This window comes from Salipiger bermudensis, from assembly GCF_017309175.1.
In the GTDB taxonomy this organism is placed as follows: domain Bacteria; phylum Pseudomonadota; class Alphaproteobacteria; order Rhodobacterales; family Rhodobacteraceae; genus Salipiger; species Salipiger bermudensis.
Genome location: NZ_JAEKJV010000006.1, coordinates 52,159 through 77,272, shown reverse-complemented (window position 1 = coordinate 77,272; position 25,114 = coordinate 52,159). Strand labels below are relative to the sequence as shown.

Genomic DNA, 25,114 nt, shown 5'->3' with positions numbered 1-25,114 from the left:
GGCATCGTGACACAGGCCGCCGGGCGCTGTCGCTCGCCGAACCGGGGCCGGCTTGCCCGCCTGTCCACTGGTTCTTGCCTCTCTGGCGCAGGCGGGCGCCTGCCCCTGTCGCGGGGCGGTTGCCGCGGGCAGGGTGCCGGGACCAGATCCCGACTGCCAAGGACCGCCCGCATGTCCCAAGACCTGCTTTCCCTGCTCGACCGCTTCGCCGAGATCGGCGCCACGCCCGGCGGCGGCGTCCGCCGCCTGACCGGCAGCGACGAGGACGGCGCCGCGCGGCGCCTGTTCGCCGAGATTGCCGAGGCGCGCGGCGCTCGGCTGCACGTGGACCCGGTGGGCAACATGTTCGCTACCTTCCCGACCGCGCCAGACTCCGACGCCACGGTGCTCGCCGGCTCGCATCTCGACAGCCAGCCCACCGGCGGACGCTTCGATGGCGCGCTCGGCGTGCTGTCTGCGCTGGTCGCGGCCTCCGAGATCCATGCCGAGGGCGGTCCGGCGGCGCATAACCTGACGGTGGTGAACTGGACCAACGAGGAGGGGGCGCGCTTCCAGCCGAGCCTCACCGGAAGCTCGGTCTTCACCGGCAAGTACGATGCGGGCTTCGCTCTGGGGCTGTCCGACCGGCTCGGCACGACGATGGGCGAGGCGCTGGCCCGGATCGGTTACCTCGGCGAGGCGCCGTTTCCGCTGCGGCCGGTGCGCAACCTCGAGCTCCACGTGGAGCAGGGCGGGCATCTCGAGGCGACGGACGTGCAGATCGGTGCGGTCACCGCCTCATGGGGGGTGCGCAAGCTGACGCTGAGCTTCGTCGGGGAGCCGAGCCATACCGGCCCGACCGCGATGCACCAGCGCCGCGACGCCATGCGCGCTGCCGCCTGGGCAATCACCGAGTTTCACCGGCTGATGGAGGCCGAGGCCCAGCATGTCGAGCTGCACTGGTCGGCGGCCAAGATCGTGGCCGAGCCCGACAGCCCCAACGTGGTGGCCTCCCGCGTCACGGTCTATTTCGAGATGCGCAACCCGGCTCAGCAGATCTGCACGGCGGTCGGAGACCGCTTCCTCGCGGCGATCCGGCCGCATGTGGAGGCGATGGGCATCGGTATCGAGACCTTTACCGACGAGGCCCGTCCGGGAACCTCGCTCGACCCGGTGGGCGTGGCGATGACGCTCGAGGCCTGTGCGGAGCTTGGCGTGAGGGCGGTGCCGATGATGACGATCACCGGCCATGATGCGCTGGCGCTGGCGGCGATGATGCCGAGCAACCTTGTCTTCGTGCCGAGCGTAAACGGGCTTAGCCACAACGAGGCAGAGCTGACCCATCCCGAGGATCTCGCCAATGGCTGCGCGGTGGTGAAGGCGCTGCTGCAGAGGATGATCTCGGAACAGGGGTGAGCAGGGCCGCGCAGGCGGCCCCGCCCGGGGATCAGTTGATGCGCTTGCCGCTTTCTGGCTCGAAATACGACACCTTGGCGAGGTCGAAGGCGAGGTTGTGCACCGTGCCCGGCGCCGCCTCGGTCTCGGAATGCAGGCGCGCGGTCAGGGGCTTGCCGCCGAGCCGGGTCTGCACGTAGGTGTCGGCGCCCGCGGGCTCGACGATCTCGACCTTGCAGGGCGCTTCCTGCACCAGCTCGCCCACCCGGAAGCCAGGCTCCGAGATGTCCTCGGGACGCAGGCCGAGGATGATGTCCTCGGGCAGGCCCTGGGCGCGCGGATCGGTGAGCCGGATCGGCTCGAGATCCGGGCGCTGGATCTCGATCATCGTGCCGCCGCTGCCAGTCTGGGTCTTTGCCGGGATCAGGTTCATCGCCGGCGACCCCATGAAATCCGCCACGAAGAGGTTGGCGGGGCGGTTGTAGATCTCAGAGGGCGAGCCGATCTGCTGGATGATGCCGCCCTTCATGACGACGATCTTGGTTGCCAACGTCATCGCCTCGATCTGGTCGTGGGTGACGTAGACCATCGAGGCGCCGAGCTTGTGGTGCAGGGTCTTGATCTCGGTGCGCATCTCGACCCGCAGCTTGGCGTCGAGGTTCGACAGCGGCTCGTCGAAGAGGAACAGCTTGGGATCGCGCACCAGCGCCCGGCCCATGGCGACCCGCTGCCGCTGGCCGCCCGAGAGCTGGCCGGGGCGGCGGTTCAGGAAGGGCTCGATCTGCAGCTGTCGGGCGACCTCGGCAAGCTTGCTCTTCTGGGTCTCGGGATCGACGCCGCGCACCTTCATGCCGAAGGTGATGTTCTTGGCCACGCTCATCGTCGGGTAGAGCGCGTAGGACTGGAACACCATGGCGATGTCGCGGTCCTTGGGCGAGACATGGGTCATGTCGTGCCCGTCGATCCGGAGCGTGCCGCCCGAGATCGGCTCGAGACCCGCGATGCAGTTCAGCAGCGTGGACTTGCCGCAGCCCGAGGGGCCGACCAGCACGAGGAACTCGCCCTTGTCGATCGAGACGTTGATGTCCTTGAGCACCTCGGTCGCGCCGTAGTTCTTGTAGAGATTGTTGATTTCGAGGATCGGGGCCATGGGGGTCATCCTTTGACGGAGCCGGCGGTCAGACCGCGGATGAAGTACTTGCCGGCGACGATGTAGACGAGGAGGGTCGGCAGGGCGGCGATGATCGCGGCGGCCATGTCGACGTTGTATTCCTTCACGCCGGTGGTCGAGTTGACGATGTTGTTGAGCGCGACGGTCACCGGCTGGGTGCCGGCCTGGCTGAACGACACGCCGAACAGGAAGTCGTTCCAGATCTGGGTGAACTGCCAGATCACGCTCACCACGATGATCGGGATGCTGAGCGGCAGGAAGATCGCGAAGAAGATCCGCACGAAGCCCGCGCCATCCACCTTGGCCGCTTTCACCAGTTCGACCGGGATGGTGACGTAGTAGTTGCGGAAAAACAGCGTGGTGAAGCCGAGCCCGTAGATCACGTGCACGAAGATCAGCCCCGGGATGGTGCCTGCGATGCCCATGAGGCCAAGCATCCGCGCCATCGGAAGCAGCACCACCTGGAACGGGATGAAGCAGCCGAACAGCATCAGTGCGAAGATGATGTTGGCACCGGGGAAGCGCCACTGCGCGATCACGTAGCCGTTCATCGCGCCCAAGAGCGTCGAGATCAGCACCGCCGGAACGGCGAGCATCACCGAGTTCCAGAAATACGGCTTCACGCCTTCGCACTGGATGCCGGTACAGGCCTCCGACCAGGCGGTGCGCCAGGCGTCGAAGGTCAGCTCGCGCGGCAGCGACAGCAGGTCGCCGGTGCGGATCTCCTCGAGGCTCTTGAGCGAGGTGGTCAGCATCACGAAGAGCGGCATGAGGTAGTAGAGCGCGAACAGGCCGAGCACGATGTAGAGCAGCCAGCGCAGGGCGATCTTGCCGAAGGAGCGGCCACGAGGGCGCTCGGAGGTGGCGGCGGGGGCGGGGGTTGCGGAGACGTCAGTCATTGCGCGCCCTCAGTTCGGAATAAAGATAGGGAACCACGATGGCGAAGACGACGAGCATCATGATCATCGCCGAGGCCGCGGCCTGGCCGATGTCACCGCGCGAGAAGGCCATCGCGTACATGTAGGTGGCGGGAAGGTCTGTGGCGTAGCCCGGTCCGCCGCCGGTCAGGGCGATGACGAGGTCGAAGGCCTTGATGGCGAGGTGGGCGAGCACGATGAAGGCCGACAGAAAGATCGGCGCCATCGAGGGGATGATGATCGAGACATAGACGCGCCAGGTGGGGATGCCGTCGATCTGCGCCGCGCGGATGATCTCGGTATCGACCGAGCGCAGCCCGGCGAGGAACAGCGCCATGACGAAGCCCGAGCTTTGCCAGATCGCCGCCAGCACCACGGTGTAGATCGCCATGTCCGGGTTAACCAGCCAGTCGAAGGTGAAATTCTCGTAGCCCCAGCCCTTGACCATCGCCTCGAGCCCGAGGCCCGGGTTGAGGATCCATTTCCACGCCGTGCCGGTGACGATCATCGAGAGCGCCATCGGGTAAAGATAGATGGTGCGGATCGCCCCTTCGACGCGGATCTGCTGGTCGAGCAGGATCGCGAGGATCAGCCCGAGGATCATCGACACGCCGATGAACAGCGCGCCGAAGATGTAGAGGTTGTTCATCGCCGTGTCCCAACGCGGCGAAGCGAACAGGCGGTCGTACTGGATGAAGCCTTCGATCTCGTATCTCGGCAGCAGGCGCGAGCGGGTCAGCGAGACCCATGCGGTCCATGCGATGAAGCCGTAAACGAAGATCAGGATCGCGATGAAGCTGGGCGCCAGCACGATCTTTGGCAAATGGGTTTCGAACCACTTGGCCATGATATCCTCCCCTGAATGCCCCGCCCCGGGATACGGGGCGGGACGGGTCTTGGTCTGGTGTCGGGCCGGGCCCGGATTACATCGAGTTGGCGACCGCGTCGGCAAGCATCTGGACCGCCTCGTCAGAGGACATGTCCGAGTTGAAATGCGCCGTCACCACGTCGGTGATCGCACCGGCCTGAGCGCCGCGCAGCGCCATGCCATGGGCATAGGAGGGGAGAAGCGCGCCGCTGTCGGATGCGGCCGTCATGTCCTCGGACGACTTCTGCGCGCACATGTCGAACTCGTCGAGGGCGACGTCGGTCCGCACCGGGATCGAGCCCTTGTTCATGTTGAACACCTTCTGGAAGTTCGGCCCGACGATCAGCTTGGCAAGCAGGTCCTGGCCGGCCTTCTTGTCGTCGCCATCGACGTTGAACATCGCGAAGCTGTCGACGTTGTAGAGGTAGCCGTCACCGGGGGTGGAGGCGCAGAGGAAGTCTTCGCCCGGCACCTTGCCGGCGGCGAGGAATTCACCCTTGGCCCAGTCGCCCATGATCTGGAACGCGGCTTCGCCGTTCATCACCATCGCGGTGGCGAGGTTCCAGTCGCGGCCCGAGAAGTTGTCGTCGACATAGCCGCGCAGGGTGCGCATCTGGTCGAACGAGGCCTTCATGGTGTCCGAGGTCAGCGCTTCCGGGTCGAGATCGACCAGCGCCTTCTGGAAGAACTCCGGCCCGCCGAGGCCAAGGACCACGGTCTCGAACACGGTGGCGTCCTGCCAGGCCTGGCCGCCATGGGCGAGCGGGATCACACCGGCTTCCTGAAGCTTCTCGGCGGCGGCGTTGAACTCGTCCCAGGTGGTCGGCATCTCGATGCCGTTGGATTCGAGCACGTCGGCGTTGGCCCAGATCCAGTCGACCCGGTGCACGTTGACCGGCGCGGCGCACCAGGTGTCCTCGCACTTCATGTGCCCGGCGATCGAGGCGGGCAGGATGTCGGCCCAGCCCTCGGCCTCGGCGACGGACGAGATGTCGGCCAGAACGCCTTCCTCGTACCATTCCTGAATCGCCGGGCCCTTGAGCTGCACGGCTGTGGGCGCATTGCCCGAGAGCACGCGGGCGCGCAGCGCGGTCATCGCCGCGTCGCCGCCGCCGCCTGCGACCGGCATGTCGGTCCAGCTGCCGCCGTTCTCGGCGAATTCTTCCTGCAGGACGCCGACCGCCTTGGCTTCGCCGCCCGAGGTCCACCAGTGCAGCACCTCGGCCTGAGGCTCGGCATGACCGATGGTCGCGACGGAGAGGGCCAGCGACGAAATCGCGGCCAGAGTGGTATATTTCATGGTGTAGTCCTCCCAAACTAGACTGCCGGTCCGGCAGCTCCGACGCAATTTTGCGCCTCGGTGCCTGACTCGCGCAAGAGTATTGCCCGGGCTGTTTGCGCCCAAAGGATGAGATTTTGGGCGTTCTTGTTACAACCTGTTACAGGCTCGCGAATTTCCCTTGCGCGTGATAGAACGCCGCAGCTTCTGGGCGAACGTGAAGGAGGATCATGTGAGCATCTCGAGACTGCTGGTTGTCGATGACGATGACGAGATGCGCGACATGATGACCGAGTATCTCCGCAAGCACGGCTTCATGGCGCTGGGCGCGGCCTCGCTGGCCGAGATCGAGGCGGCGATGTCGGCGGGGCGGATCGACCTGATCCTGCTCGACGTGATGCTGGGCTGCGAGAGCGGGCTCGAGATCTGTGCCGCCTTGCGCCGCGATCAGGACGTACCGATCATCATGGTCTCGGCGCTGTCGGCGGATCACCAGCGCATGGCGGGCTACGAGGTTGGCGCCGACGACTACATCGCCAAGCCCTTCAATCCGGACCTGCTTCTGGCGCGGGTGCGCGCGGTGCTGGCGCGGGCCGGGCGCTCGGCCTCGCTGGCCTACAGGCGCCGCACCAGGACCTTCCGATTCAACGGCTGGCGCTACGATGCCAAGCGTAACGAGGTGCTCTCGCCCGACGGCTACCAGGTGGCGCTGTCGCGCCGCGAGACGGCCTTGTTGCAGGCCTTCCTCGCCAACCCGCATATCCCGCTGACCCGCGAGGAGATCGCCGCCGCGCTCGACGTGACCGGCGACGGCGATCACAACGACGAGGCGCATGGCCGCGCCATTGACGTGCTGGTGGGCCGGCTGCGCTCGAAGATCGAGACCGCGCCGAAGGAGCCGCAGATGCTGCGCACCGAGCGCGGCGTGGGCTATGTCTTCGCCGCCGACGTGACCTCGGAAGACGCGTGAGTCGCTGGGGCCTCAGCATGCGCGACAGCGGCGCGCTGCTGATGTTCGCGGCGATGGCGGCGGGGCTCTTGGTGGCGACCATGTGGGGCGTGACGCAGGCGCGCTGGAGCAGCTATCTCACCCAGGCCGAGCGCAACGGCTTGCTGCTCTACAACACGCTGTCGCGCGGCGCCATCGCGCCCGAGGGCATCATCATCAAGCCGCTTGCGGCGCAGGACCAGGCACTGGCCGAGGCCGGGGAGTTCTCGCGCATCAGCGGGCTGCCCCGCCCGGCCTATCTCACCATCGCGCCGATCCTTCCCGATGCCACCGGAGGCGCCGGGCTAAGCCTCGTGGTGGTCTCGGACGACCTGCAATACCGGGTTGCGGATCTCGTCACCCATCCCCGGCAGCGCCCCGAGGAGACACTGGGCCAGCTGACCCGGTTGATGGCGCGTTATTGCAGCCAGCCGCTGATCCTCGCCAAGCCGGGCAACGGGCAGTGGCTGCGGGTGCAGGGCGGCGACCTCTGGGGCTGCGCGGCGGCGCCCACCGACCTGCGCCTGCCGGCCATCGCGCTGGGCCTGTTCGCTGCGGCGGTGATCTTCACGCTCGTCAGTGATACCGCGGCGCGCTTCGCGGGCTTTGCCCGGGCGCTCGGCACCCGCCGTCAGCTCGGTGGTCCCGAGAGCTACGAGGCCGAGGGCCCGGCAGAGCTGCGCGCCATCGTCGACGCGGTGAACACCTATCTCGAGACCGAGCGCCAGCGCCTCGAAGAGCGCGCGGTGGTGCTGTCCGGGGTGAGCCACGACCTTGGCACACCGGCCACCCGCCTGCGGCTGCGCAGCGCGCTGATCGAGGATGCCGAGCTGCGCGCCCGGCTCGAGACCGACATCGACCGGATGACCGGCATCATCGAGAGCGTGCTCACCCTGACCCGCGCCGAGCTCAACGTCGAGGAGCCGCGCGAGCTGTCGCTCGGCGCGCTGGTCGAGGCGCTGGTCGACGACTACCAGGACATGGGCCACCCGGTGAGCCTGGCCGAGGGCGCGCCGGTGACGGTGCAGGGCGGGCGCTCGCTGTTCTCCTCGCGGCGGTCGTCGCAGGTGATCGCCGGGGAGCACCGCATCATCGTCACCGCGCGCCCGGTCTCGATCCAGCGGGCGCTGTCAAATCTGATCGACAACGCGCTGAAATACGGACGCCGCGCGGTGGTGCGGCTCGAGGCCGGGGTCGACATGGCGACGATCTCGGTCGAGGACGAAGGCGGTCGCCGCCCGCTCGAGGAGATCGAGGCGCTGATGGCGCCGTTCCGCCGCGGCGAGAACGCTCGCTTCACCGACGGTACCGGGCTCGGGCTCAGCATTGTCTCGACGATCGCCATGATGCATGGCGGCGAGCTGCGCTTCGAGACCGCCCCGCACGGGTTGCGCGCGGTATTTACCATCCGCCGTGCCTGAGGGGCCTCTCGTTTTGCCCAAATAAGCGTCGCTTTGCATTTCAGTGCCGCTCTCGCGGGCCGCGCGCAATGGACCGGGCGCGAAACCTCGCCTAACACTCGACAAAAGACCGTTCGGGCACTTGATTCATGCTAATCTGCCCGAACGGGCACTAGAGAGACCGCGCCTTCGCACATCGCCTCGGCGCATATCGCTTAATTTGAACGGAGGGCTGACATGTACAGCCATCAAGTCGGGGCCGAGCTTTTCCGGTTCCCGGATCTCAGAACCCTGATGGCGCGCGCCACCCCGCTGCGCTCGGGCGATCAGCTGGCCGGGATCGCCGCGGCCACCGATGTCGAGCGTGCGGCGGCGCAGGCTGCGCTGGCCGATGTCCCGCTCAAGACATTCCTGAGCGAGGTGGTCGTCCCCTACGAAGCGGACGAGGTGACCCGGCTGATCATCGACACCCATGACAAGGCCGCCTTCGCCCCGGTAAGCCACATGACCGTCGGCGATTTCCGTGACTGGCTGCTCTCGGACGCCGCCGACAGCGCCGCGCTGGCGGCGCTGGCCCCGGGGCTGACCCCCGAGATGGCCGCCGGCGTGTCCAAGCTCTGCCGGGCGCAGGATCTGATCCTCATCGCCTCCAAGTGCCGCGTGGTGACGACGTTCCGCAATACGCTCGGCCTCGAGAAGCGTCTCGCGACCCGGTTGCAGCCGAACCACCCCACCGACGACCTGCGCGGCATCGCCGCTTCGACCTTCGACGGGCTGATGTATGGCTCCGGCGACGCGGTGATCGGTATCAACCCGGCGACCGACAACCTGCACGCCACGGTCGAGCTGCTGCACCTGCTCGACGAGGTGATCCAGGAATACGCTATCCCGACGCAATCCTGCGTGCTGAGCCATGTCACCAACACCATGGCCGCCATCGAGGAGGGCGCGCCGGTCGACCTGACCTTCCAGTCGCTCGCCGGCACCGAGGCGGCCAACACATCTTTCGGCATCAATCTCGACATCCTGACCGAGGGTCACGAGGCGACGCAGTCCCTCAAGCGCGGCACGGTCGGTCAGAACTGCATGTATTTCGAGACCGGGCAGGGCTCGTGTCTCTCTGCCGACGCCCATCACGGCGTCGACCAGCAGACGCTCGAGGCCCGGGCCTACGCGGTGGCGCGGAAGTACGAACCGCTTCTGGTCAACACCGTAGTGGGATTCATCGGGCCGGAATACCTCTATGACGGGCGTCAGATCATCCGTGCCGGACTCGAGGACCATTTCTGCGGCAAGCTGCTCGGCGTGCCGATGGGCTGCGACATCTGCTACACCAACCACGCCGAAGCCGATCAGAACGACATGGACATGCTGCTCACGCTGCTTGGCGCGGCGGGGATCAACTACATCATGGGCATTCCCGGCTCGGATGACGTGATGCTGAGCTACCAGACCACGTCGTTCCACGATGCGCTCTATGCGCGCCGCGTGCTGGGCCTGCGCCCCGCCCCGGAATTCGAGGAATGGCTCGACAAGATGGGGCTGATGGCCTCCGACGGCGCCTTCGCCCCGGCCAGCCAGCCGCCCGCGGCGCTGTCGAAACGCATGTCGCTCCTGGAGGCACAATGACCAAACCGACCGATCTGACCGATCCCGCCGCGCTTCAGCGCAGCGAAGACCCCTGGGCCGGGCTGCGCCGCCACACCTCGGCGCGGATCGCGCTGGGGCGTACCGGCGTGTCGCTCTCGACCGCGCGCAATCTCGAGTTCCAGATGGCCCACGCGCAGGCCCGCACCGCGGTGCACTCGCCGCTCGATCTCGACGCGCTCGAGGCCGATCTCGGCGAGCCGATACTGAGGGTGGAGAGCCGCGCGCCCGACCGCCCCGCCTACCTGCAACGCCCCGACTGGGGGCGCAGACTGGACGCCTCTTCCGTCGCGCGGGTCGAGGCCATCCGCCCCGTCACCGCGCCCGACGTGGCTCTGGTGCTGGCCGACGGGCTGTCGTCGCTGGCAACACAGCAATCGGCGCCGGGCTTCCTGAAGGCGTTCAGGCCGCTGCTGGCCGAGGCCGGCCTGAGCGTCGCGCCGCCGGTGGTTGCGACGCAGGGCCGGGTCGCCATCGGCGACGAGATCGCCGCCATCCTCGGCGCGAAGCTGGTGGTGATGATGATCGGCGAGCGCCCGGGCCTGTCGGCCGCGGACAGTCTCGGTCTCTACCTGACATGGGCGCCAAAGGTCGGGCGCACCGATGCCGACCGGAACTGTATCTCCAATGTCCGCCCCGGCGGCCAGAGCTACGAGGATGCCGCCTACCGCGCCGCGTGGCTGACCCGCGAGGCCTTCAAGCTGCAGCTCTCGGGCGTCGGACTGAAGGATCGCACCGTCACGGTCGATGCCTCGGCGCAGGTCGAGGGATGAAAATGCCGTCTGATCTGTCGGTTACGAAGCGGCAGGCGCGGGGCGAACCCCGTTGCAGCCGCGTCGTCCTTGGGTCAGAACGTGGGAACAGGCAGCGCTCTGTGACCGGATCTAGGGGTCTGGCCGGAGTGAAATGCGCAACCAGAAAGGACGCCGCATGAAACCGGCCGCCCGCCGCGAGGCGATCGTACAGCTTGTCGAGGACTGCGGAGAGGTGCATGTGGATGCCCTTTCCGAGCAATTCGAGACGTCACGTGAAACCATCCGCCGGGATCTCAACGAGCTCGACACCGCGGGGCGCATCCGCAAGTTCCACGGTGGCGCGCGCAAGACCGCGAGCTTCACCGACAGCGGCCTCACCGAGGGTCCGTTCGATGCCCGCATGGTGACGATGACCGCGGAGAAGACCGCCATCGGGCGCTGTGCTGCCGAGCTCTTCGACGAGGGCGCGGTGATCTTCGTCGATACCGGCTCCACCACCATCGCCTTCGCCCGCGCGTTGGCGCGGCGGCGCGGGCTCACGGTGATCACCAACTCGCCCGAGATCGCCGGGCTGCTGGCTCGCCCCGAAGGCCATCACCGGCTCTACCTGCTCGGCGGCGAGATCGCCGCCGAGGGGCGCGAGACGCTGGGAGCGCTCGCCATCGAGCAACTCGGACGCTTCAAGGCCGAGCACGTGGTGCTCACCATCGGCGGCATGACACGTGGCGAGATCATGGATTACGATCTGCGCGAAACCGAGATGGCCCGCGCGATGGTGGCGCGCGGCGCCAAGCTCACGGTACTGGCCGATCACACGAAGCTCGACCGGGCGGCGGTGTTCGAGGTCGCGGCGCTCTCGGCGGTCGACCGGCTGGTGACCGATCGCGCGCCCGAGCCCGAGATGGCCGAAGCGCTGGCCGAGGCAGGCGTCGAGGTGGTGATCGCCTGAGCCGGCGGTTCCCGTCCGCACGGAGTGCAGCGAACGACACCGGGCCACGTCGCCGTGCCCGGTGTTTTCTTTTGGTCGGACGCCGGGCGAGCTGGGTCGTGATGCGTCGAAATCCCCCGGGCTGTGAGCTTGGTCTGCCGAAAATTGCCGCAGGTTCTGACCGAATTGGCGGAAACTGAGGATTTTACGCCAGTCAATATTGTGGATTCGGTCAAAATTATGCACGTTCAGGAAAAGCCGCCCGTCTCTCCGAGAGCTTGGCGGTACGATTCTAGGACGGAGACGAGGCTTGGCTGATTTTTCTGCCGAAATGGATGTTGCGATCATCGGTGCAGGGGTGGTCGGTTGCGCCATGGCGCGCCGCTTCGCGCTCGAAGGGGCGCGGGTCTGCGTGCTCGAGGCCGCGCCCGACATCCTCTCGGGGGCTTCGAAGGCCAACAGCGCGATCCTGCACACCGGCTTCGACGCGCCGCCGGGCTCGCTCGAGCTCAGCTGCATGCAGGACGCCTATGACGAGTACATGGAGATCCGCGAGGCGATGAACCTGCCGGTGCTCGAGACCGGCGCGATGGTCGCGGCCTGGACCGAGGACGAGGAAGCGCGCCTGCCCGATCTGCTGGCGCAGGCCCAGGGCAACGGGGTGACCGACACGCGGATCATCAGCCGCGATGAGGCGCTGGCCCGCGAGCCCGCGCTTGCCGGCCATGTGCGTGGCGCGCTGCTGGTCCCGCGTGAGCATGTCATTGATCCGTGGTCGGCACCGCTGGCCTACGCCACGCAGGCCAAGGCGCTTGGCGCCGAATTCCGGTTCAACGCGCCGCTCACCGGGGCGCGCCGTGACGGCGACACCTGGCAGCTCGAGACTGGCGCGGGCTCGTTGATGGCCAAGACCGTGGTCAACTGCGCCGGGCTCTACGGTGACAAGGTGGAAGAGATCCTCACCGGTACGCCGTCCTTCGAGATCCGCCCGCGCAAGGGCCAGTTCGTGGTGTTCGACAAGGCGGCATCGCAGCATCTGCGCACCATCCTGCTGCCGGTGCCGAATGAGCGCACCAAGGGCGTGGTGCTGACCCGCACCGCCTTTGGCAACCTGCTGGTCGGTCCAACCGCCGAGGAGCAGGAGGCGCGCGACCGCCCCGACGTGACAACGCCAGAGCTGGAGATGCTGATCTCCAAGGCGGTGGAGCTGGTGCCGGCGCTACACGATATGCCGGTGACGGCGGTCTATGCCGGTCTGCGCCCCGCCTCCGAGCGCAAGGAATACCGCGTCCATGCCGATGCCGATCTGGGCTATTACTGCGCTGGCGGGATCCGGTCGACTGGCCTCACCGCGGCGCTGGGCATCGCCCGGCATGTCTTCGCACTCTGGAGCGAGAGCCACTCTCTGGCCTGGTCGAAGCCCAACGATACGTTGGCGCCTTCGATGCCGAACCTCGCCGAGCACCTGCCGCGCGATTACCAGATCCCGGGGCATGACGGCATCGTCTGCCATTGCGAGATGGTCACCGCGCGCGAAATCCGCGCCGCCTTCGACAGCCAGCTGCCGCCGGGCGATTTCGGCGGGCTGCGCCGCCGCACCCGCTGTGCCATGGGCCGCTGTCAGGGGTTCAACTGCCTCGGGCGCATCGCCAGTCTCGCCGAGGGCAAGCTGCGCACGCCGATCCTGCCGGAGGACGCGTCATGAACACGACCTGTGATGTGGCCATCGTCGGCGGCGGCCCCGCCGGGCTTGGCGCGGCGCTCGAGCTGAGCAAGCTGGGCCTGCGCCGCGTGGTGGTGCTGGAGCGCTTCGGTGAGGCCGGCGGCATTCCGCGTCATTGCGGCCACCCGCCCTTCGGTATGCGCGAGTTCAAGCGCGTGCTGAGCGGCCCGGCCTATGCAAAGCGGCTCGTGCAGGCGGCCGAGGATGCCGGCGTCGAGATCCGCACCGACACCACCGTGACCGCGATCCGTCCCGGCGGCGTGCTTGAGCTTGCCACCACCGCAGGGGCGCAGACGCTCACCGCGCGCCGGGTGCTCATCGCCACCGGCAACCGCGAGCGCACCCGCGCGCAGCTGCTTGCCCCGGGTGTGCGGCCGGTCGGCGTGATGAACACCGGCGCGCTGCAATCGATGGTCTATCTCGAGGGCAAGCGCCCATTCTCGCGCCCGGTGATCGTGGGGACCGAGGTCGTCGCGCTTTCGGCGCTGCTGACCTGCCGCCGTCACGGCATCAAGCCGGTTGCCATGGTCGAGACCCGCGACCGTCCGCAGACCCGCCGCATCGACATGATGCTGGCGCGGTTGATGGGCGTGCCGGTGCTCGCCGGGGTCGAAATTCTGGCCATCGAGGGCAGGCCGCGCGTCGAGGCGCTGCGCCTGCGCCACAAGGGCGAAGAGCGTCGTCTCGACTGCGACGGCATCGTTTTCTCGGGGCGGTTCACGCCCGAGGCGACTGTGGCGCGGCAGAGCGACCTGGCGCTGGATGCCGGCACGCTGGGGCCCGAGATCGACGCGGATGGGCGCAGCTCTGACCCGCAGGTGTTCGTTGCCGGCAACGTGCTGCACCCGGTCGAGACCGCCGGCCATTGCTGGGCCGAGGGCCGCCGGGCGGCTCAGACGATCTTCAGGGATCTGCGCAAGACGCCGAAGCTCGGAGCCGGTGCGCGCATCGTGCCGGGCGCGGGCCTGCGCTACGTCGTGCCACAGCGGCTTGGCGCTGGATCGGCGGCGACGCTCAACATCCGCACCGATGGTGCGGTGCGCGGCCGTGTGGTGCTGAGCGATGCGAGCGGGCGTGAGCTCGCGGCGCGTTCGGTGCGCAGCTATCCCGAGCAGCCGGTGCGGCTGTCCGTGCCGGCTCTGGATTCCGCCGCCTTGGCGGGTGATCTTGCCCTGCGGCTGGACAGGAAAGACTGAGACATGCGGATTCTGGCGCTCGATCAGGGCACGACCTCGACGCGCGGACTGGTCGCCGATGACAGCGGCACGGCCGAAATCGTGCATGCGGTCCGGCACGAACAGCATTTCCCGGCGGCCGACCGGGTCGAGCACGACCCCCAAGAGCTGCTCGCCAACCTGCGCGCGGTGATCGAGGCTGCGGGCGAGGTCGAGGCCATCGCGCTGTCGAACCAGGGCGAGAGCTGTCTTGCCTGGGACGCGGTGACCGGTGAGCCGCTGTCTCCGGTCATCGTCTGGCAGGACCGCCGCACCGAGGCCAAGCTCGCCGGCATGGCAGGGCAGGCCGAGATGGTGCGCGCCCGCACCGGGCTGCCGCTCGATCCGTATTTCTCGGCCGCCAAGCTGGGTTGGCTCTGCGACAACAATCGCGGGGTGCAGCAGGCGCATCGCGCCGGGCGCCTGAGGCTCGGGACCACGGATGCGTTCTTTCTGCAGCATCTGACTGGCGAGGCGCGCACCGATGTGACGACCGCGTCGCGGACCTCGCTGATGTCGCTCGAGACGGGCCAGTGGGACCCGGAGCTCTGCAAGCTCTTCGGCGTGCCGATCGAGTGCCTGCCCGAGATCCGCCCGACCGTGTCTGACTTTGGCTGCATCGGCGAAGTGCCGGTGACGGCGGCGGTGGTCGACCAGCAGGCCGCGCTTTACGGCCATGGCTGCCGGGCGCCGGGCGATGCCAAGATCACCTTCGGCACCGGTGCCTTCGCGCTCGCGGTGACCGGCGAAACACGGCCTCCCGAGGATGACAGCGGTTTGCTGCCCACGGTGGCATGGCAGGTCGGTGAGACCACCACCTTCGCGGTGGATGGCGGCGTGCATGCCGCCGGCGCGGCGGTGGAATGGGCCATGCGCATCGGCCTGCTTGACGGGCCCGAGGCGTTGGGCGCGTTCGAGGCCCCGGCGGCGATCGACCGCGGGTTGGCTTTCGTGCCGGCGCTCGCAGGGCTTGCGGCGCCGCATTGGGACGGCTCCGCCGCGGGGCTGTTCATCGGCATGACCGGGGCCACCACGCGGCAAGATATGGCGCAGGCGCTGATCGAGGGCGTCGCCCTGCGCGCCGCCGAGGTCATCGCCCGGATGGGGCCGGTGGCGCGGTTGTCGATGGATGGCGGGCTGACACGCTCGGCTTATCTCTGCCAGTTCCTCGCCGACGTGACCGGGGCCGAAATCGTGCTGCCCGGCACTGAAGAGCTGACGGCTCTGGGGGCGGCGCAGCTTGCCGCTCTGGGGCTTGGCGGCACGCTGCCCTCTCCCGCGCCCCGCGCGGTGGTCACGCCGCGCCCTTGCGACCGGGCTGCGCGCCTGGCGCGGTTCTCTGATGCGGTCTCCCGCGCGCGTGGCTGGCGGAGCTGACCTCTCCTCCTGTTTCGACAGCAACGCGCGAACACTGCGCCGGGTGGGTTTCCCACCCGGCGTTTTTTGTGGCCTGTCGGCAGGGGCGGGGGGAGATGCGCCGGAAAAGAGACGCGCCGGATGCGAGGTCTGAAGACCGGCCCGGAGGCACGGCGCTCGTGCGCGGCTCCGAGATGCTTCGGAGGTGAGCGAGACAAGACGGGGATCGCGCCTGTCCGTCGTGGCCGCGAGGCGGCCGGGGCGCAACCGATAGGCCCGTCCCTTCGTGCAAACAAAAAAGCGCCGCTCCGGTGGGCGGAGCGGCGCTTGTGCCCGGACCTAGGGGAGACTCGGTCCGAGCGGTGTCTTGGCGGGACCTAGCGAAGCAGGTCCAGCGGACCGGTGATGATCACCGGGAAGGCGACCAGCAGGCCCAGCACCGCGAGCTCGGCGAAGAGGAAGGGCAGAACGCCCACCATGATCTTGTCGAGCCGGACCTTGCCGACGCCGGCCACCACGTTGAGCACGTTGCCCACCGGCGGTGTCAGCATCCCGAGCGCACCGGCGATGGTGAAGACCACGCCGAAATAGACCAGGTCGATGCCGGCCGCCTTGGCGAGCGGGATCACGATCGGCATCAGGATCAGGCTGAGCGGCGTGAAGTCGAGCACCATGCCCAGCAGCAGCGTCAGCACCACGATCATGCCAACCAGAAGCTGCGGCGTGTCCATGAAAGGCTGCAGGAAGGCGATCACCTGGGTCGGCAGGTTGGCAATGGTGATCAGCCAGGCCGAGACCATCGAGGTGCCGATCAGGAACATCACCACGGCCGAGGTCTTGCCGGCCTCGACGAGCCCTTCGTAGAAGCTCTTGATGGTCAGCTCGCCATAGACGAACGCCCCCACGAGCGCGGCGTAGACGGCGGCGATCACCGCGGCCTCGGTCGGGGTGAAGATGCCGACCCGCAGACCGCCGATCACCACGATGGGCAGCACCAGCGCCGGCAGGGCACGCCAGAGCGCGCGCAGGACCTCGGCGCGGGGCTGACGCTCGAGCGTCTGGAAGCCGCCGCCGCGCGACACGAAGCGCCAGGCGATGATCAGCGACACGGCCATCAGGGTGCCGGGCACGATGGCGGCCATGAACAGCCCGCTGATCGAGACGTTGGCGATGGCGCCGAAGACCACGAGCGCGATCGAGGGCGGGATCACCGGGGCGATCACGCCGCCTGCCGCGAGCAGGCCGCCCGAGGAGCCCTCGGGGTAGTTGCCGAGCTTCATCATCGGGATCAGGATCGCGGCCAACGCGGCGCTGTCGGCGATGGCCGAGCCCGAGAGCGAGGCCATGATCAGCGAAGCGCAGATCGCCACGTAGCCGAGCCCGCCCGAGACGTGGCCGAAGGCGGCCATGGCGACCTCGATGATGCGGCGTGAGAGCCCGCCGCGGTTCATCAGCTCACCGGCGAGGATGAAGAACGGGATCGCCAGAAGGATGAAGTTGTCGGTGCCGAGGATCATGTTCTGGGCGATGATCTGGGCATTGAAGTAGTCGAGATGCATCATCAGCGCGATGCCGCAGGCGATCAGCGCCCAGGCGATGGGCAGGCCGAGCACGATGCCGAGGATCAGGACGGAAAGGAAAACGACAAAGGTCACGCAGGATCACTCCGCGATATCGGCCGAAGCGGCCTGGAAGAAGGTTTCCGGCTCCATGCGACCCGAGAGGATCAGCACCATGCGCACCGCGACGACCAGCGCCAGTGCGGCGCCGGCAAGGGTGGCCACGACGTAGATCGTCGCCATGGGCAGGCCGGAAATCGGATAGGAGGAGGAGAAGTTCAGCGTCGCCTGCATCCACGCGCCCTTGGCGAGCAGGTAGTTGCCGTAGAGCATGATTGCCCCGGTCAGCGCGACGACGGCCTTCTTGGCCCCTTTCGGCAGGCGGTCGACCACCAGCGTCATGGCGATGTGGCGTTGCTGGATCAACGCGAGCACGGCGCCGCTGAGGATCAGGATCGACAGCACGATCCGCGACAGCTCTTCCGTCACCACGATGCCGGAATTCATGAAGAAGCGCAGCATGACGTTGACGAAAACCATCGCCACGAGTGCAAAAAGCAGGGCGGCGACGAGAGCCTCGAGCAGTTTCTCGGCGAGGCGCAGTACAGGCATTCAGGGTCTCCTTGAATAAGAAAGGGGCCGGCGCTGGGAGCGGCACCGACCCCTTGGCGATACGATCAGTCCGCGGCCAGAGTGGACTGCATCTCCTCATAGAGGGGACGGATCGCATCGGTGAGCAGCTCCTCGGTCACCGGGGCCACCGCTTCGACGATCTCGGCGCGGGCTTCCGGGGTGAACTCGGAAATGGTCATGCCGCCTTCTTCGCTCGACAGGAACGCCTTGGCGTCCTCGACGGCGGCGCGCATGATCTTGCGGTTCTCAAGCGCGGCGGCGTCGGCTGCGTCCTGCAGCATCGCCTTGTCTTCGTCCGAGAGGCTGTTCCAGAACGGCTGGCTGACCAGCAGCACCAGCGCCGAGTAGGCGTGCTTGGAGGTGGTCAGGTAGTCCTGAACCTCGAAGAAGTTCACGTCACGCACGGTGATCAGCGGGTTGTCCTGACCGTCGACGGTGCCGGTCTCGAGCGCGGTGTAGACCTCGGGGAAGGGCATCGGAACCGGGTTGGTGCCGAGCGCCGAGAAGGTGTTGATGAACACGGGTGCGCCGATGACGCGGAACGACAGGCCGTCGAAGTCGGCGAGGCTCTCGATCGGGCGCTCGGAGTTCGACAGGTCGCGGAAGCCGTTGTCGATGAAGGTCAGGCCCTTCATGCCCGAGCCGTCAAGCCCGGCCAGCATCTTCTCACCGACTTCGCCGAGCAGCACCTTGTCGGTGGCGGCGTCGTCTTCGAAGGCGAAGGGCAGGTCGATGAGCTGGAACAGCTCGTTGTACTTGATCAGGTTGGTCGAGGAGGTGATCAGCATCTCCTGCAGGCCGCCCTGAAGTGCGCCGATCTGCTGCGCCTCGTTGCCAAGCTGGCCCGAGGGGAAGTTGGTGACGGTGTATTCACCGTCCGACAGCGCCTCGACCTGCTCTGCGAAGTATTGCACGCCCTGATCGAACGGGGTGCCCGGGGCGCCGAAATGGCCGATCTTGATGTCGCGCGCCGCGGCGGGGGCGGCGATGGCTGCGCTCAGCGCCGCAGCAGCGACCAGTGTGCCGAGGGGTTTGGAAAAGGTCATGTCGTGTCTCCTTCGGTGGCCCGTTAGCGTCGTGTCCGGGCGAATCCCTGTTGTGAACGGTGTTGGTCCGTGTGACGCCTTTATGACTGAGTAATCATAAAATATCGACTGTTCGGGCATCTTTTTGGCCATTTTGGTGAATTTTGCCCGAATTTATCGGAAAATCCAAAATACTTGCCCGTTTTTTGAGCGAAATGCGCGGATCTGCGCGCTGTTGGGAGCGAAAATCTCACGAGATCTGCCGGTCGCGATGGCGGATACGGTCATTTCAGCGCAAGAACAAGCCGTATCCGATGCGCCTCAGGGGCGGTTTTCCTGAGGTTTTGAAGGCCTCGCCGTGCGCAACCTTGCCAACATCATGAATGCGCGGGTATTTTGACCGAAACCACATTCTGCTGCGCCCAGGCCGCAGAGATGCTAAAGACAGACCGTACCGGAATAGAGAGCAAAGACCGATGACCACCGACCCCACGCCGCTGCCCTTCCTTTGTCGCAAGACCCCCGCAAGCGGATCGCAGGGCGTGGTGGTGACCAACCACCCGCTGGGCTCTGCTGCCGGCCACGAAATGATGGCGCTCGGCGGCAATGCCGTCGACGCGGCGGTTGCGGCATTGCTCACTCTGACCGTGGTCGAGCCGATGATGGTCGGTATCGTCGGCGGTGGCGTCTCGCACCTGCGTCTGCCCGACGGCACCCACAAGGTCTATGACTGCCTGTCGCAGGCCGGTGCCTCGGCGACGCCCGAGATGTTCACCCCGGTCTCTGACGCGCTGCCCGACTATATGGAGACCGCCGGCCGCCGGAACCTCGTCGGGGCCTCCTCGGTGGCGGTGCCCGGCAACCTGCGCGGCTGGTGCCAGATGCACGCGGCCCACGGCGCGCTGCCCTTCGCCGACGTCATCGCGCCGGCGATCCGTCTCGCCGCAGGCGGCTTCCCGGTGACCAGCTACCTGTCGTCGAACATCGAGCGCCACGCCGAGGACATGTCGAAGGACCCCGAGATCTCGCGCCATTTCCTTCCCGATGGCAGCCCGGCCAAGCCGGGCCATCGCCTCGTGCAGGCCGACTACGCCGAGAGCCTGAAACTGGTTGCCAAGGAAGGCGCCGAGGCGCTGCATGGCGGTGCGCTGGGGGCGGCGCTCGTCGAGGCGCTGGCCACCGGCGGCGAAGATGCGGGCCATGTCTCGATGGCCGATCTCGAGGGTTACACCGCGCGCGAGCGTGACGCGATCTTCGGCAGCTATCGCGGCCACGACATCGTCGGCCCGCCGCCGCCCGCTTCGTCGGGGGTGCACGTGGCGCAGATGCTCAACATGCTCGAGGCCTATGACCTCAAGGCGATGGGTTTCGACAACCCGGAGCGGCTGCACCTGCTGGCCGAGGTGATCCGGGTTGGCTTCGAGGACCGCCGCGCCGCATCGGGCGACCCGGATTTCGTCGACATCCCCGTCGAGAAACTGATCTCCAAGGACTACGCCGAGGCCTGCCGCGCCCGCATGCGCCCCGCGGGCGGCGCCGGCCACGTGCCGCCGGGCTACGAGAGCAACAACACCACCCACATCACCGTGGCGGATCGCGACGGCATGATCGTCTCGGCGACCCACACCATCAACGGGCTCTTCGGCGCGCGCTTCATGGTGCCGGGCACGGGCATGATCCCCAACAACTACATGTACAATTTCGACCCGCACCCGGGAAAGGCGCTGTCGATCGCGCCGGGCAAGCGGGTGCCGACCTCGATGGCGCCGATGATCGTGCTGAAGGACGGCAAGCCGAGCTTTGCTCTGGGGCTGCCGGGCGCGGTGCGGATCTTCCCCTCGGCGATGCAAGCCATCGTCAACCTGATCGATTTCGGCATGACCCCGCAACAGGCGGTCGAGGCACCTCGGATCTGGACCGAGGGCGCCCATGTGGAACTCGAGCCGGGCTATGCCCATCACGAGGAGGCGTTGGCGGCGATGGGGCACGAGATGAAGATCGTGCCGCATATCGGCGGCGGCATGAACGCCATCGCCTTCGGGGAGAATGGTGAAATGACCGGCGCAGCCTGTTGGCGGGCGGACGGAACCGTCTCGGCCCTCGGCGGCGGCCTTGCCGATGCCGGCATTGCGTTCCACATCTAGGCCGTGAGTCGCACGGGCGGAAAGGCGAAGCCATGACAGAACAGAAGACACTGCTGCTGACCGGCGCGAGCCGGGGCATCGGCCATGCCACCGTGAAGGTGTTCCAGGCGGCGGGCTGGCGGGTGCTGACCGTGTCGCGCACCGCGTTCGATTCGCGCTGCCCGTGGCACGCGGGCTCGACCGACCATTTCCAGGGCGATCTGGCCGACGCGGACGCGCGCGCCGACCTTGTGGCGCGGGTGCGCGAGACGCTGGGCGAGGGCGGCTTGCACGCCATCGTCAACAATGCCGGCATCTCGCCCAAGGGCGAGGACGGCGCGCGGCTCGGCATCGCCGAGAGCAGCGACGAGGTCTGGCAGCAGGTGCTGTCGGTCAACCTGCTGGGGCCGGCGGCGCTGATGCGCGACCTTCTGCCGGAGCTCGAGCAGGCGCGCGGCGCGGTGGTCAACGTGGGCTCGATCGTGGGCAAGCGGGTGCACCCCTATGCCGGCGCGGCTTATGCTTGCTCGAAGGCGGCGCTCGACGCGCTGACCCGCGAGGCGGCGGCCGAGCTTGGCCCCCGCGGCGTGCGGGTGAACCTCGTGACGCCGGGCGAGATCGAGACCGAGATCCTGTCGCCGGGCACGGAAGAGATGACCGAGATCATTCCGCTGCGGCGGCTGGGCAAACCCGACGAGGTGGCACGGGTGGTGCTGTTCCTGTGCTCGGAGCAGGCCTCCTACGTCAACGGCGCCTCGGTCGACGTAAACGGCGGCCAGCACGCCTGAGGATTTGGGGATTTGAGTTGCGAGGCCCTTGCCGCAATTTTCTGCGGCGGGGGCCTTGTCGTCTTGGGGCAATCGAGCGGAGACCAGCGCGGAATCAAGGCCGCAGGCTGCCTCTCACACATCGCGTTCTGCGATGTGTTGCCGGCAGGCGTTTGCAAGCAAACGCCGAGAGGCGTGCCATTGTCGGGCTGCCCCCCGGACCGGCGATTTGGTCGGGCTGGGTGCCGAGCTGTGAGGTCCTTCGGGTTTGGCGGGGATAAATCGAGGGATTCTGCACTGGTATCGCCGATCCGCGGCCCGACGATGCGCGGCGGCGTCCTGATCCCGAAAGGTCGTACCCTCTCAAAGATCGAACAGCGTCGCCGTGGCGTAGGCCGGGGCCAGCAGCGCCCGGCGCCAGCGGCCCAGCGGAAAGCGGCGCGGGGGATGCCGCATAATCTCGGGGTATGGCCCGCGCGGTGGCTTGTCCTGCACCAGATCGGCCAGCACCATGCCCGTGTGGCTCGCCATGGCGACGCCGTTGCCGTGATAGCCCATGCCGGCAAACAACCCGGGATGATCCGGTACCGCGCCGGCGAAGGGCGTCAGGCTCGCCATCAGGCACACCAGCCCGTCCCATTCGTGGGTGATCTCGGCGTCCTGCCAGCCGGGGAACATGCGGGCGAAATCGGCACGGATCTTGCGCGAGATCGAGTCCCGCGCCCGCGGCGTCGCGGTCAGCCCGCCGCGCATCCCGAACAAGAAGCGTCCGTTCGGCATCAGGCGGAAGTAGTGCAGCAGCACCCGCGTGTCATAGGCCATCTGGTGCGAGCTCCAGCCCTGCGCGTCGATTTGCGCCTGCTCCAGCGGGGCTGTCACGATGACGCTGGACTGTACCGGCAGGTAGCGGGCGCGCAGCCAGTCGGGCAGGTCTTCCGAGGAATAGCCGTTGGTGGCGAGGATCACGCGGTTGGCGGTGACCGTGCCGTGCGGGGTCTCGAGCTCCCAGCGCGCCCCCCTGCGCAGCGCGGTGACCGGGCTGTGGCCGTGCAGCACGGCCCCGGCAGACTGCGCGGCGCGGGCGAGCCCGGCATGGTACTTGCGCGGGTTGAGCGCGATGCCGACGGGCGTGGTCATGGCGCCGAAGAACGGCCCCGAAAGCCCTTGCGCCGCCATCTCCTCGAGCTCGATGAGCTGCGGGGTGACGCCGTATTCGCGCTCGGTCTCCTCGATCCCGTCACGCAGCTTGGCGAAGGCGCGCGGCGAGTGGGCGATCAGGGTCTCGCCCTCGGAATGGGTGTCGGCCTCGATGCCGTGCGCGTCGATCAGGCCGCGCGCGGTGGCAACGGCGGCCTTCTCGGTGGCGCGCCAGCCGCGCAGGGCCGTCTCGCCGTAGCGCCGGCGCAGGTAGCCGCTCGAGCCCTTGGATCCTCCGAGGCAGCAGAACCCGCCATTGCGCCCCGAGGCCCCGTAGCCCGCGTGACCGGCCTCGAGCGCGGTGACCTCGACCCCGTCCTGCGCAAGGTGAAGCGCCGCCGAAAGGCCGGTGAACCCGCCGCCGATGATCGCGACCTCGCTGTGGCGCGGGCCGGTCAGGGCGGGCCAGTCGTCGCCCTCGACCGTGTCGGCCCAGTAGCACTTGCCCTGTGGCCCGTAGGCCGGGGCCTCGTAAATACGTTTCATTCGTTGCGCTCGGCCGCCTGTTCGTCACGCGCCTGCGCCACCGCCGCCCGCTTGGTCACGATCGAGGCGGTGATGACGCCGACGGTGACGATGCCGATCAGGAGGGTCGAGAGCGCGTTGATCTCGGGGCTGACGCCGAGACGCACCGCCGAGAAGATCTTGATTGGCAGGGTGGTGGCCGAGGGGCCGGTGGTGAAACTCGCGATCACCAGGTCGTCGAGCGACAGGGTGAAGGCCAGCAGCCAGCCCGAGATCACGGCGGGTGCGATGATCGGCAGGGTCACCAGCCGGAACGCCTCGAAGGGCGAGCAGCCAAGATCGAGCGCCGCCTCCTCGAGCGAGCGGTCGAAGCTGGTGAGCCGCGACGACACCACCACCGAGACGTAGCACATCGAGAAGGTGGTGTGTGCCAGCACGATGGTCAGCACGCCGCGGTCGAGGCCGATGCCGATGAACAGCAGCAGCAGCGACAGGCCGGTGATCACCTCGGGCATGACGAGCGGCGCATAGATCATCCCCGAGAACAGCGTGCGCCCCCGGAACCGGCCCGCGCGCACCAGCACGTAGGCCGCCATGGTGCCCAGCACCGTCGCGATGGTCGACGAGAACACCGCCACCTTGAGCGTCACCCATGCGGCGTCGAGGAACTCTTCGTTGCGCAGAAGCTCGCCGTACCACTTGGTCGAGAAGCCGGCCCAGACGGTGACCAGCCGGCTCTCGTTGAAGCTGTAGACCACCAGCAGGATCATCGGAAGGTACAGGAAGGCGAAGCCGAGCGTCAGCGATGTGACGTTGAACCAGGAAAAGCGTCTCATCCTTCGGCCTCCCGTGCCTTCTGCTCGTTGCGCTGGAACAGGATGATCGGGATGATCAGGATCAACAGAAGGATCACCGCCACCGCCGAGGCCACCGGCCAGTCACGGTTGGAGAAGAACTCCTCGAACAGCACCTTGCCGATCATCAGCGTGCCGGAGCCGCCGAGCAGCGAGGGGATCACGAATTCGCCGATGGCCGGGATGAAGACGAGGAAGCAGCCGGCGATGATGCCGTTGCGCGAGAGCGGCCAGGTCACCAGCCAGAAGGCGGCGAGCTTGGAGCAGCCAAGATCCTCGGCGGCCTCGATCAGGCTTTCGTCCATCTTCTCGAGCGCCGAGTAGATCGGCAGCACCATGAAGGGCAGGTAGGTGTAGACGATGCCGATATAGACCGCGGTGTTGGTGTTCATGATCTGCAGCGGCGTGTCGATCACCCCGAGCCAGAGCAGCACGGTGTTGAGCGTGCCCTCGTTCGACAGGATTCCCATCCACGAGTAGACCCGGATCAGGAACGAGGTCCAGAACGGCAGGATCACCAGCATCAGGAGGGTCGGGCGCCATTCGTTCGGGGCGCGCGCCATGCCGTAGGCGATGGGATAGCCCACCAGCAGGGTCAGCAGGGTCGAGACCAGCGCGATCTTGAGCGAGCTGACATAGGCCTTCCAGTAGAGATCGTCGGTGGTCAGGAAGACGAAGTTCTCGAAGTCGAGCTCGGAGAAGAAGGCGCGCAGCCCCTCCCAGCCAGCGCTGAGGTCGAGTTGCGGCGTGTAGGGCGGTCGGGCCAGCGCCACGTCCGACAGCGAGATCTTGAGCACGATCACGAAGGGAACGAGGAACAGGATCATCAGCCAGAAATACGGGATGGCGATCAGGGCGAAGCGGCGCATGG

The 25,114-nt window shown here is 67.4% G+C and carries 21 protein-coding genes; 11 read left to right on the top strand and 10 right to left on the bottom strand.

Going from position 1 to position 25,114, the window contains the following annotated elements; genetic code table 11:
* Positions 1–171: 171 nt before the first annotated feature.
* On the top strand, positions 172–1,395 hold the full coding sequence (locus JF542_RS09745; RefSeq protein WP_207075702.1) for a Zn-dependent hydrolase: 1,224 nt from the start codon (positions 172–174) through the stop codon (positions 1,393–1,395).
* A gap of 31 nt (positions 1,396–1,426) precedes the next feature.
* On the opposite strand, the gene JF542_RS09740 is transcribed toward JF542_RS09745, so the two are convergent.
* From JF542_RS09740 to JF542_RS09725, 4 genes are all read right to left on the bottom strand, one after another.
* Entirely contained in the window at positions 1,427–2,524 is a 1,098-nt protein-coding gene (locus JF542_RS09740) for an ABC transporter ATP-binding protein (protein WP_207075701.1), read from the bottom strand.
* Positions 2,525–2,529: 5 nt separating this feature from the next.
* Positions 2,530–3,444, bottom strand: coding sequence for a carbohydrate ABC transporter permease (locus JF542_RS09735; protein WP_007794878.1), 915 nt, complete (start codon positions 3,442–3,444; stop codon positions 2,530–2,532).
* The gene (locus JF542_RS09730) at positions 3,437–4,309 is read right to left on the bottom strand and encodes a carbohydrate ABC transporter permease (protein WP_007794877.1); all 873 of its coding nucleotides are present in this window, start codon (positions 4,307–4,309) and stop codon (positions 3,437–3,439) included. Before JF542_RS09730 ends, JF542_RS09735 begins: the two co-directional genes overlap by 8 nt.
* A 76-nt stretch (positions 4,310–4,385) precedes the next feature.
* A complete protein-coding gene (locus tag JF542_RS09725) occupies positions 4,386–5,630 on the bottom strand; it encodes an ABC transporter substrate-binding protein (protein WP_207075700.1) in 1,245 nt (414 codons plus the stop codon).
* Between the two features lie 211 nt (positions 5,631–5,841).
* Here JF542_RS09725 and JF542_RS09720 point away from each other — a divergent pair, with 211 nt between their 5' ends.
* From JF542_RS09720 to JF542_RS09685, 8 genes are all read left to right on the top strand, one after another.
* Positions 5,842–6,579, top strand: a complete 738-nt coding sequence (locus JF542_RS09720) for a response regulator transcription factor (RefSeq protein ID WP_040544390.1) — start codon at positions 5,842–5,844, stop codon at positions 6,577–6,579.
* Positions 6,576–8,018 (top strand): sensor histidine kinase, encoded by a 1,443-nt coding sequence (locus tag JF542_RS09715; protein ID WP_340689149.1) that lies wholly within the window; start codon positions 6,576–6,578, stop codon positions 8,016–8,018. The genes JF542_RS09720 and JF542_RS09715 overlap by 4 nt, the downstream gene beginning before the upstream one ends.
* 216 nt (positions 8,019–8,234) lie before the next feature.
* Complete coding sequence (locus JF542_RS09710) at positions 8,235–9,626, top strand: ethanolamine ammonia-lyase subunit EutB (RefSeq protein WP_207075699.1); 1,392 nt, start codon at positions 8,235–8,237, stop codon at positions 9,624–9,626.
* On the top strand, positions 9,623–10,417 hold the full coding sequence (gene eutC, locus JF542_RS09705; RefSeq protein WP_207075698.1) for an ethanolamine ammonia-lyase subunit EutC: 795 nt from the start codon (positions 9,623–9,625) through the stop codon (positions 10,415–10,417). Before JF542_RS09710 ends, eutC begins: the two co-directional genes overlap by 4 nt.
* Before the next feature lie 157 nt (positions 10,418–10,574).
* Complete coding sequence (locus JF542_RS09700) at positions 10,575–11,348, top strand: DeoR/GlpR family DNA-binding transcription regulator (protein WP_207075697.1); 774 nt, start codon at positions 10,575–10,577, stop codon at positions 11,346–11,348.
* A 289-nt stretch (positions 11,349–11,637) separates the two neighbouring features.
* A complete protein-coding gene (locus tag JF542_RS09695) occupies positions 11,638–13,032 on the top strand; it encodes an NAD(P)/FAD-dependent oxidoreductase (protein WP_242533696.1) in 1,395 nt (464 codons plus the stop codon).
* Positions 13,029–14,246 (top strand): NAD(P)/FAD-dependent oxidoreductase, encoded by a 1,218-nt coding sequence (locus JF542_RS09690; protein WP_207075696.1) that lies wholly within the window; start codon positions 13,029–13,031, stop codon positions 14,244–14,246. Before JF542_RS09695 ends, JF542_RS09690 begins: the two co-directional genes overlap by 4 nt.
* 3 nt (positions 14,247–14,249) lie before the next feature.
* A complete protein-coding gene (locus tag JF542_RS09685; protein WP_207075695.1) occupies positions 14,250–15,641 on the top strand; it encodes an FGGY family carbohydrate kinase in 1,392 nt (463 codons plus the stop codon).
* A gap of 356 nt (positions 15,642–15,997) precedes the next feature.
* Here JF542_RS09685 and JF542_RS09680 read toward each other — a convergent pair whose 3' ends face one another.
* From JF542_RS09680 to JF542_RS09670, 3 genes are all read right to left on the bottom strand, one after another.
* Complete coding sequence (locus JF542_RS09680) at positions 15,998–17,275, bottom strand: TRAP transporter large permease (RefSeq protein WP_207075694.1); 1,278 nt, start codon at positions 17,273–17,275, stop codon at positions 15,998–16,000.
* A gap of 6 nt (positions 17,276–17,281) precedes the next feature.
* On the bottom strand, positions 17,282–17,791 hold the full coding sequence (locus JF542_RS09675; RefSeq protein ID WP_007794846.1) for a TRAP transporter small permease: 510 nt from the start codon (positions 17,789–17,791) through the stop codon (positions 17,282–17,284).
* A 65-nt stretch (positions 17,792–17,856) separates the two neighbouring features.
* A complete protein-coding gene (locus tag JF542_RS09670) occupies positions 17,857–18,858 on the bottom strand; it encodes a DctP family TRAP transporter solute-binding subunit (protein WP_207075693.1) in 1,002 nt (333 codons plus the stop codon).
* Between the two features lie 455 nt (positions 18,859–19,313).
* On the opposite strand from JF542_RS09670, the gene ggt reads away from it, so the two are divergent.
* Both ggt and JF542_RS09660 read left to right on the top strand, forming a co-directional pair.
* Positions 19,314–20,981, top strand: a complete 1,668-nt coding sequence (gene ggt, locus JF542_RS09665) for a gamma-glutamyltransferase (protein WP_207075692.1) — start codon at positions 19,314–19,316, stop codon at positions 20,979–20,981.
* Positions 20,982–21,013: 32 nt separating this feature from the next.
* Positions 21,014–21,748, top strand: coding sequence for an SDR family NAD(P)-dependent oxidoreductase (locus JF542_RS09660; protein WP_007794836.1), 735 nt, complete (start codon positions 21,014–21,016; stop codon positions 21,746–21,748).
* 342 nt (positions 21,749–22,090) lie between these two features.
* On the opposite strand, the gene JF542_RS09655 is transcribed toward JF542_RS09660, so the two are convergent.
* Genes JF542_RS09655 through JF542_RS09645 form a run of 3 tightly spaced genes read right to left on the bottom strand, consistent with a single transcriptional unit; the run spans position 22,091 to position 25,112 of the window.
* On the bottom strand, positions 22,091–23,410 hold the full coding sequence (locus JF542_RS09655) for an NAD(P)/FAD-dependent oxidoreductase (RefSeq protein WP_207075691.1): 1,320 nt from the start codon (positions 23,408–23,410) through the stop codon (positions 22,091–22,093).
* Entirely contained in the window at positions 23,407–24,225 is an 819-nt protein-coding gene (locus JF542_RS09650) for an ABC transporter permease (protein WP_207075690.1), read from the bottom strand. Before JF542_RS09650 ends, JF542_RS09655 begins: the two co-directional genes overlap by 4 nt.
* Complete coding sequence (locus tag JF542_RS09645; protein WP_207075689.1) at positions 24,222–25,112, bottom strand: ABC transporter permease subunit; 891 nt, start codon at positions 25,110–25,112, stop codon at positions 24,222–24,224. The genes JF542_RS09650 and JF542_RS09645 overlap by 4 nt, the downstream gene beginning before the upstream one ends.
* Between the last annotated feature and the right edge of the window lie 2 nt (positions 25,113–25,114).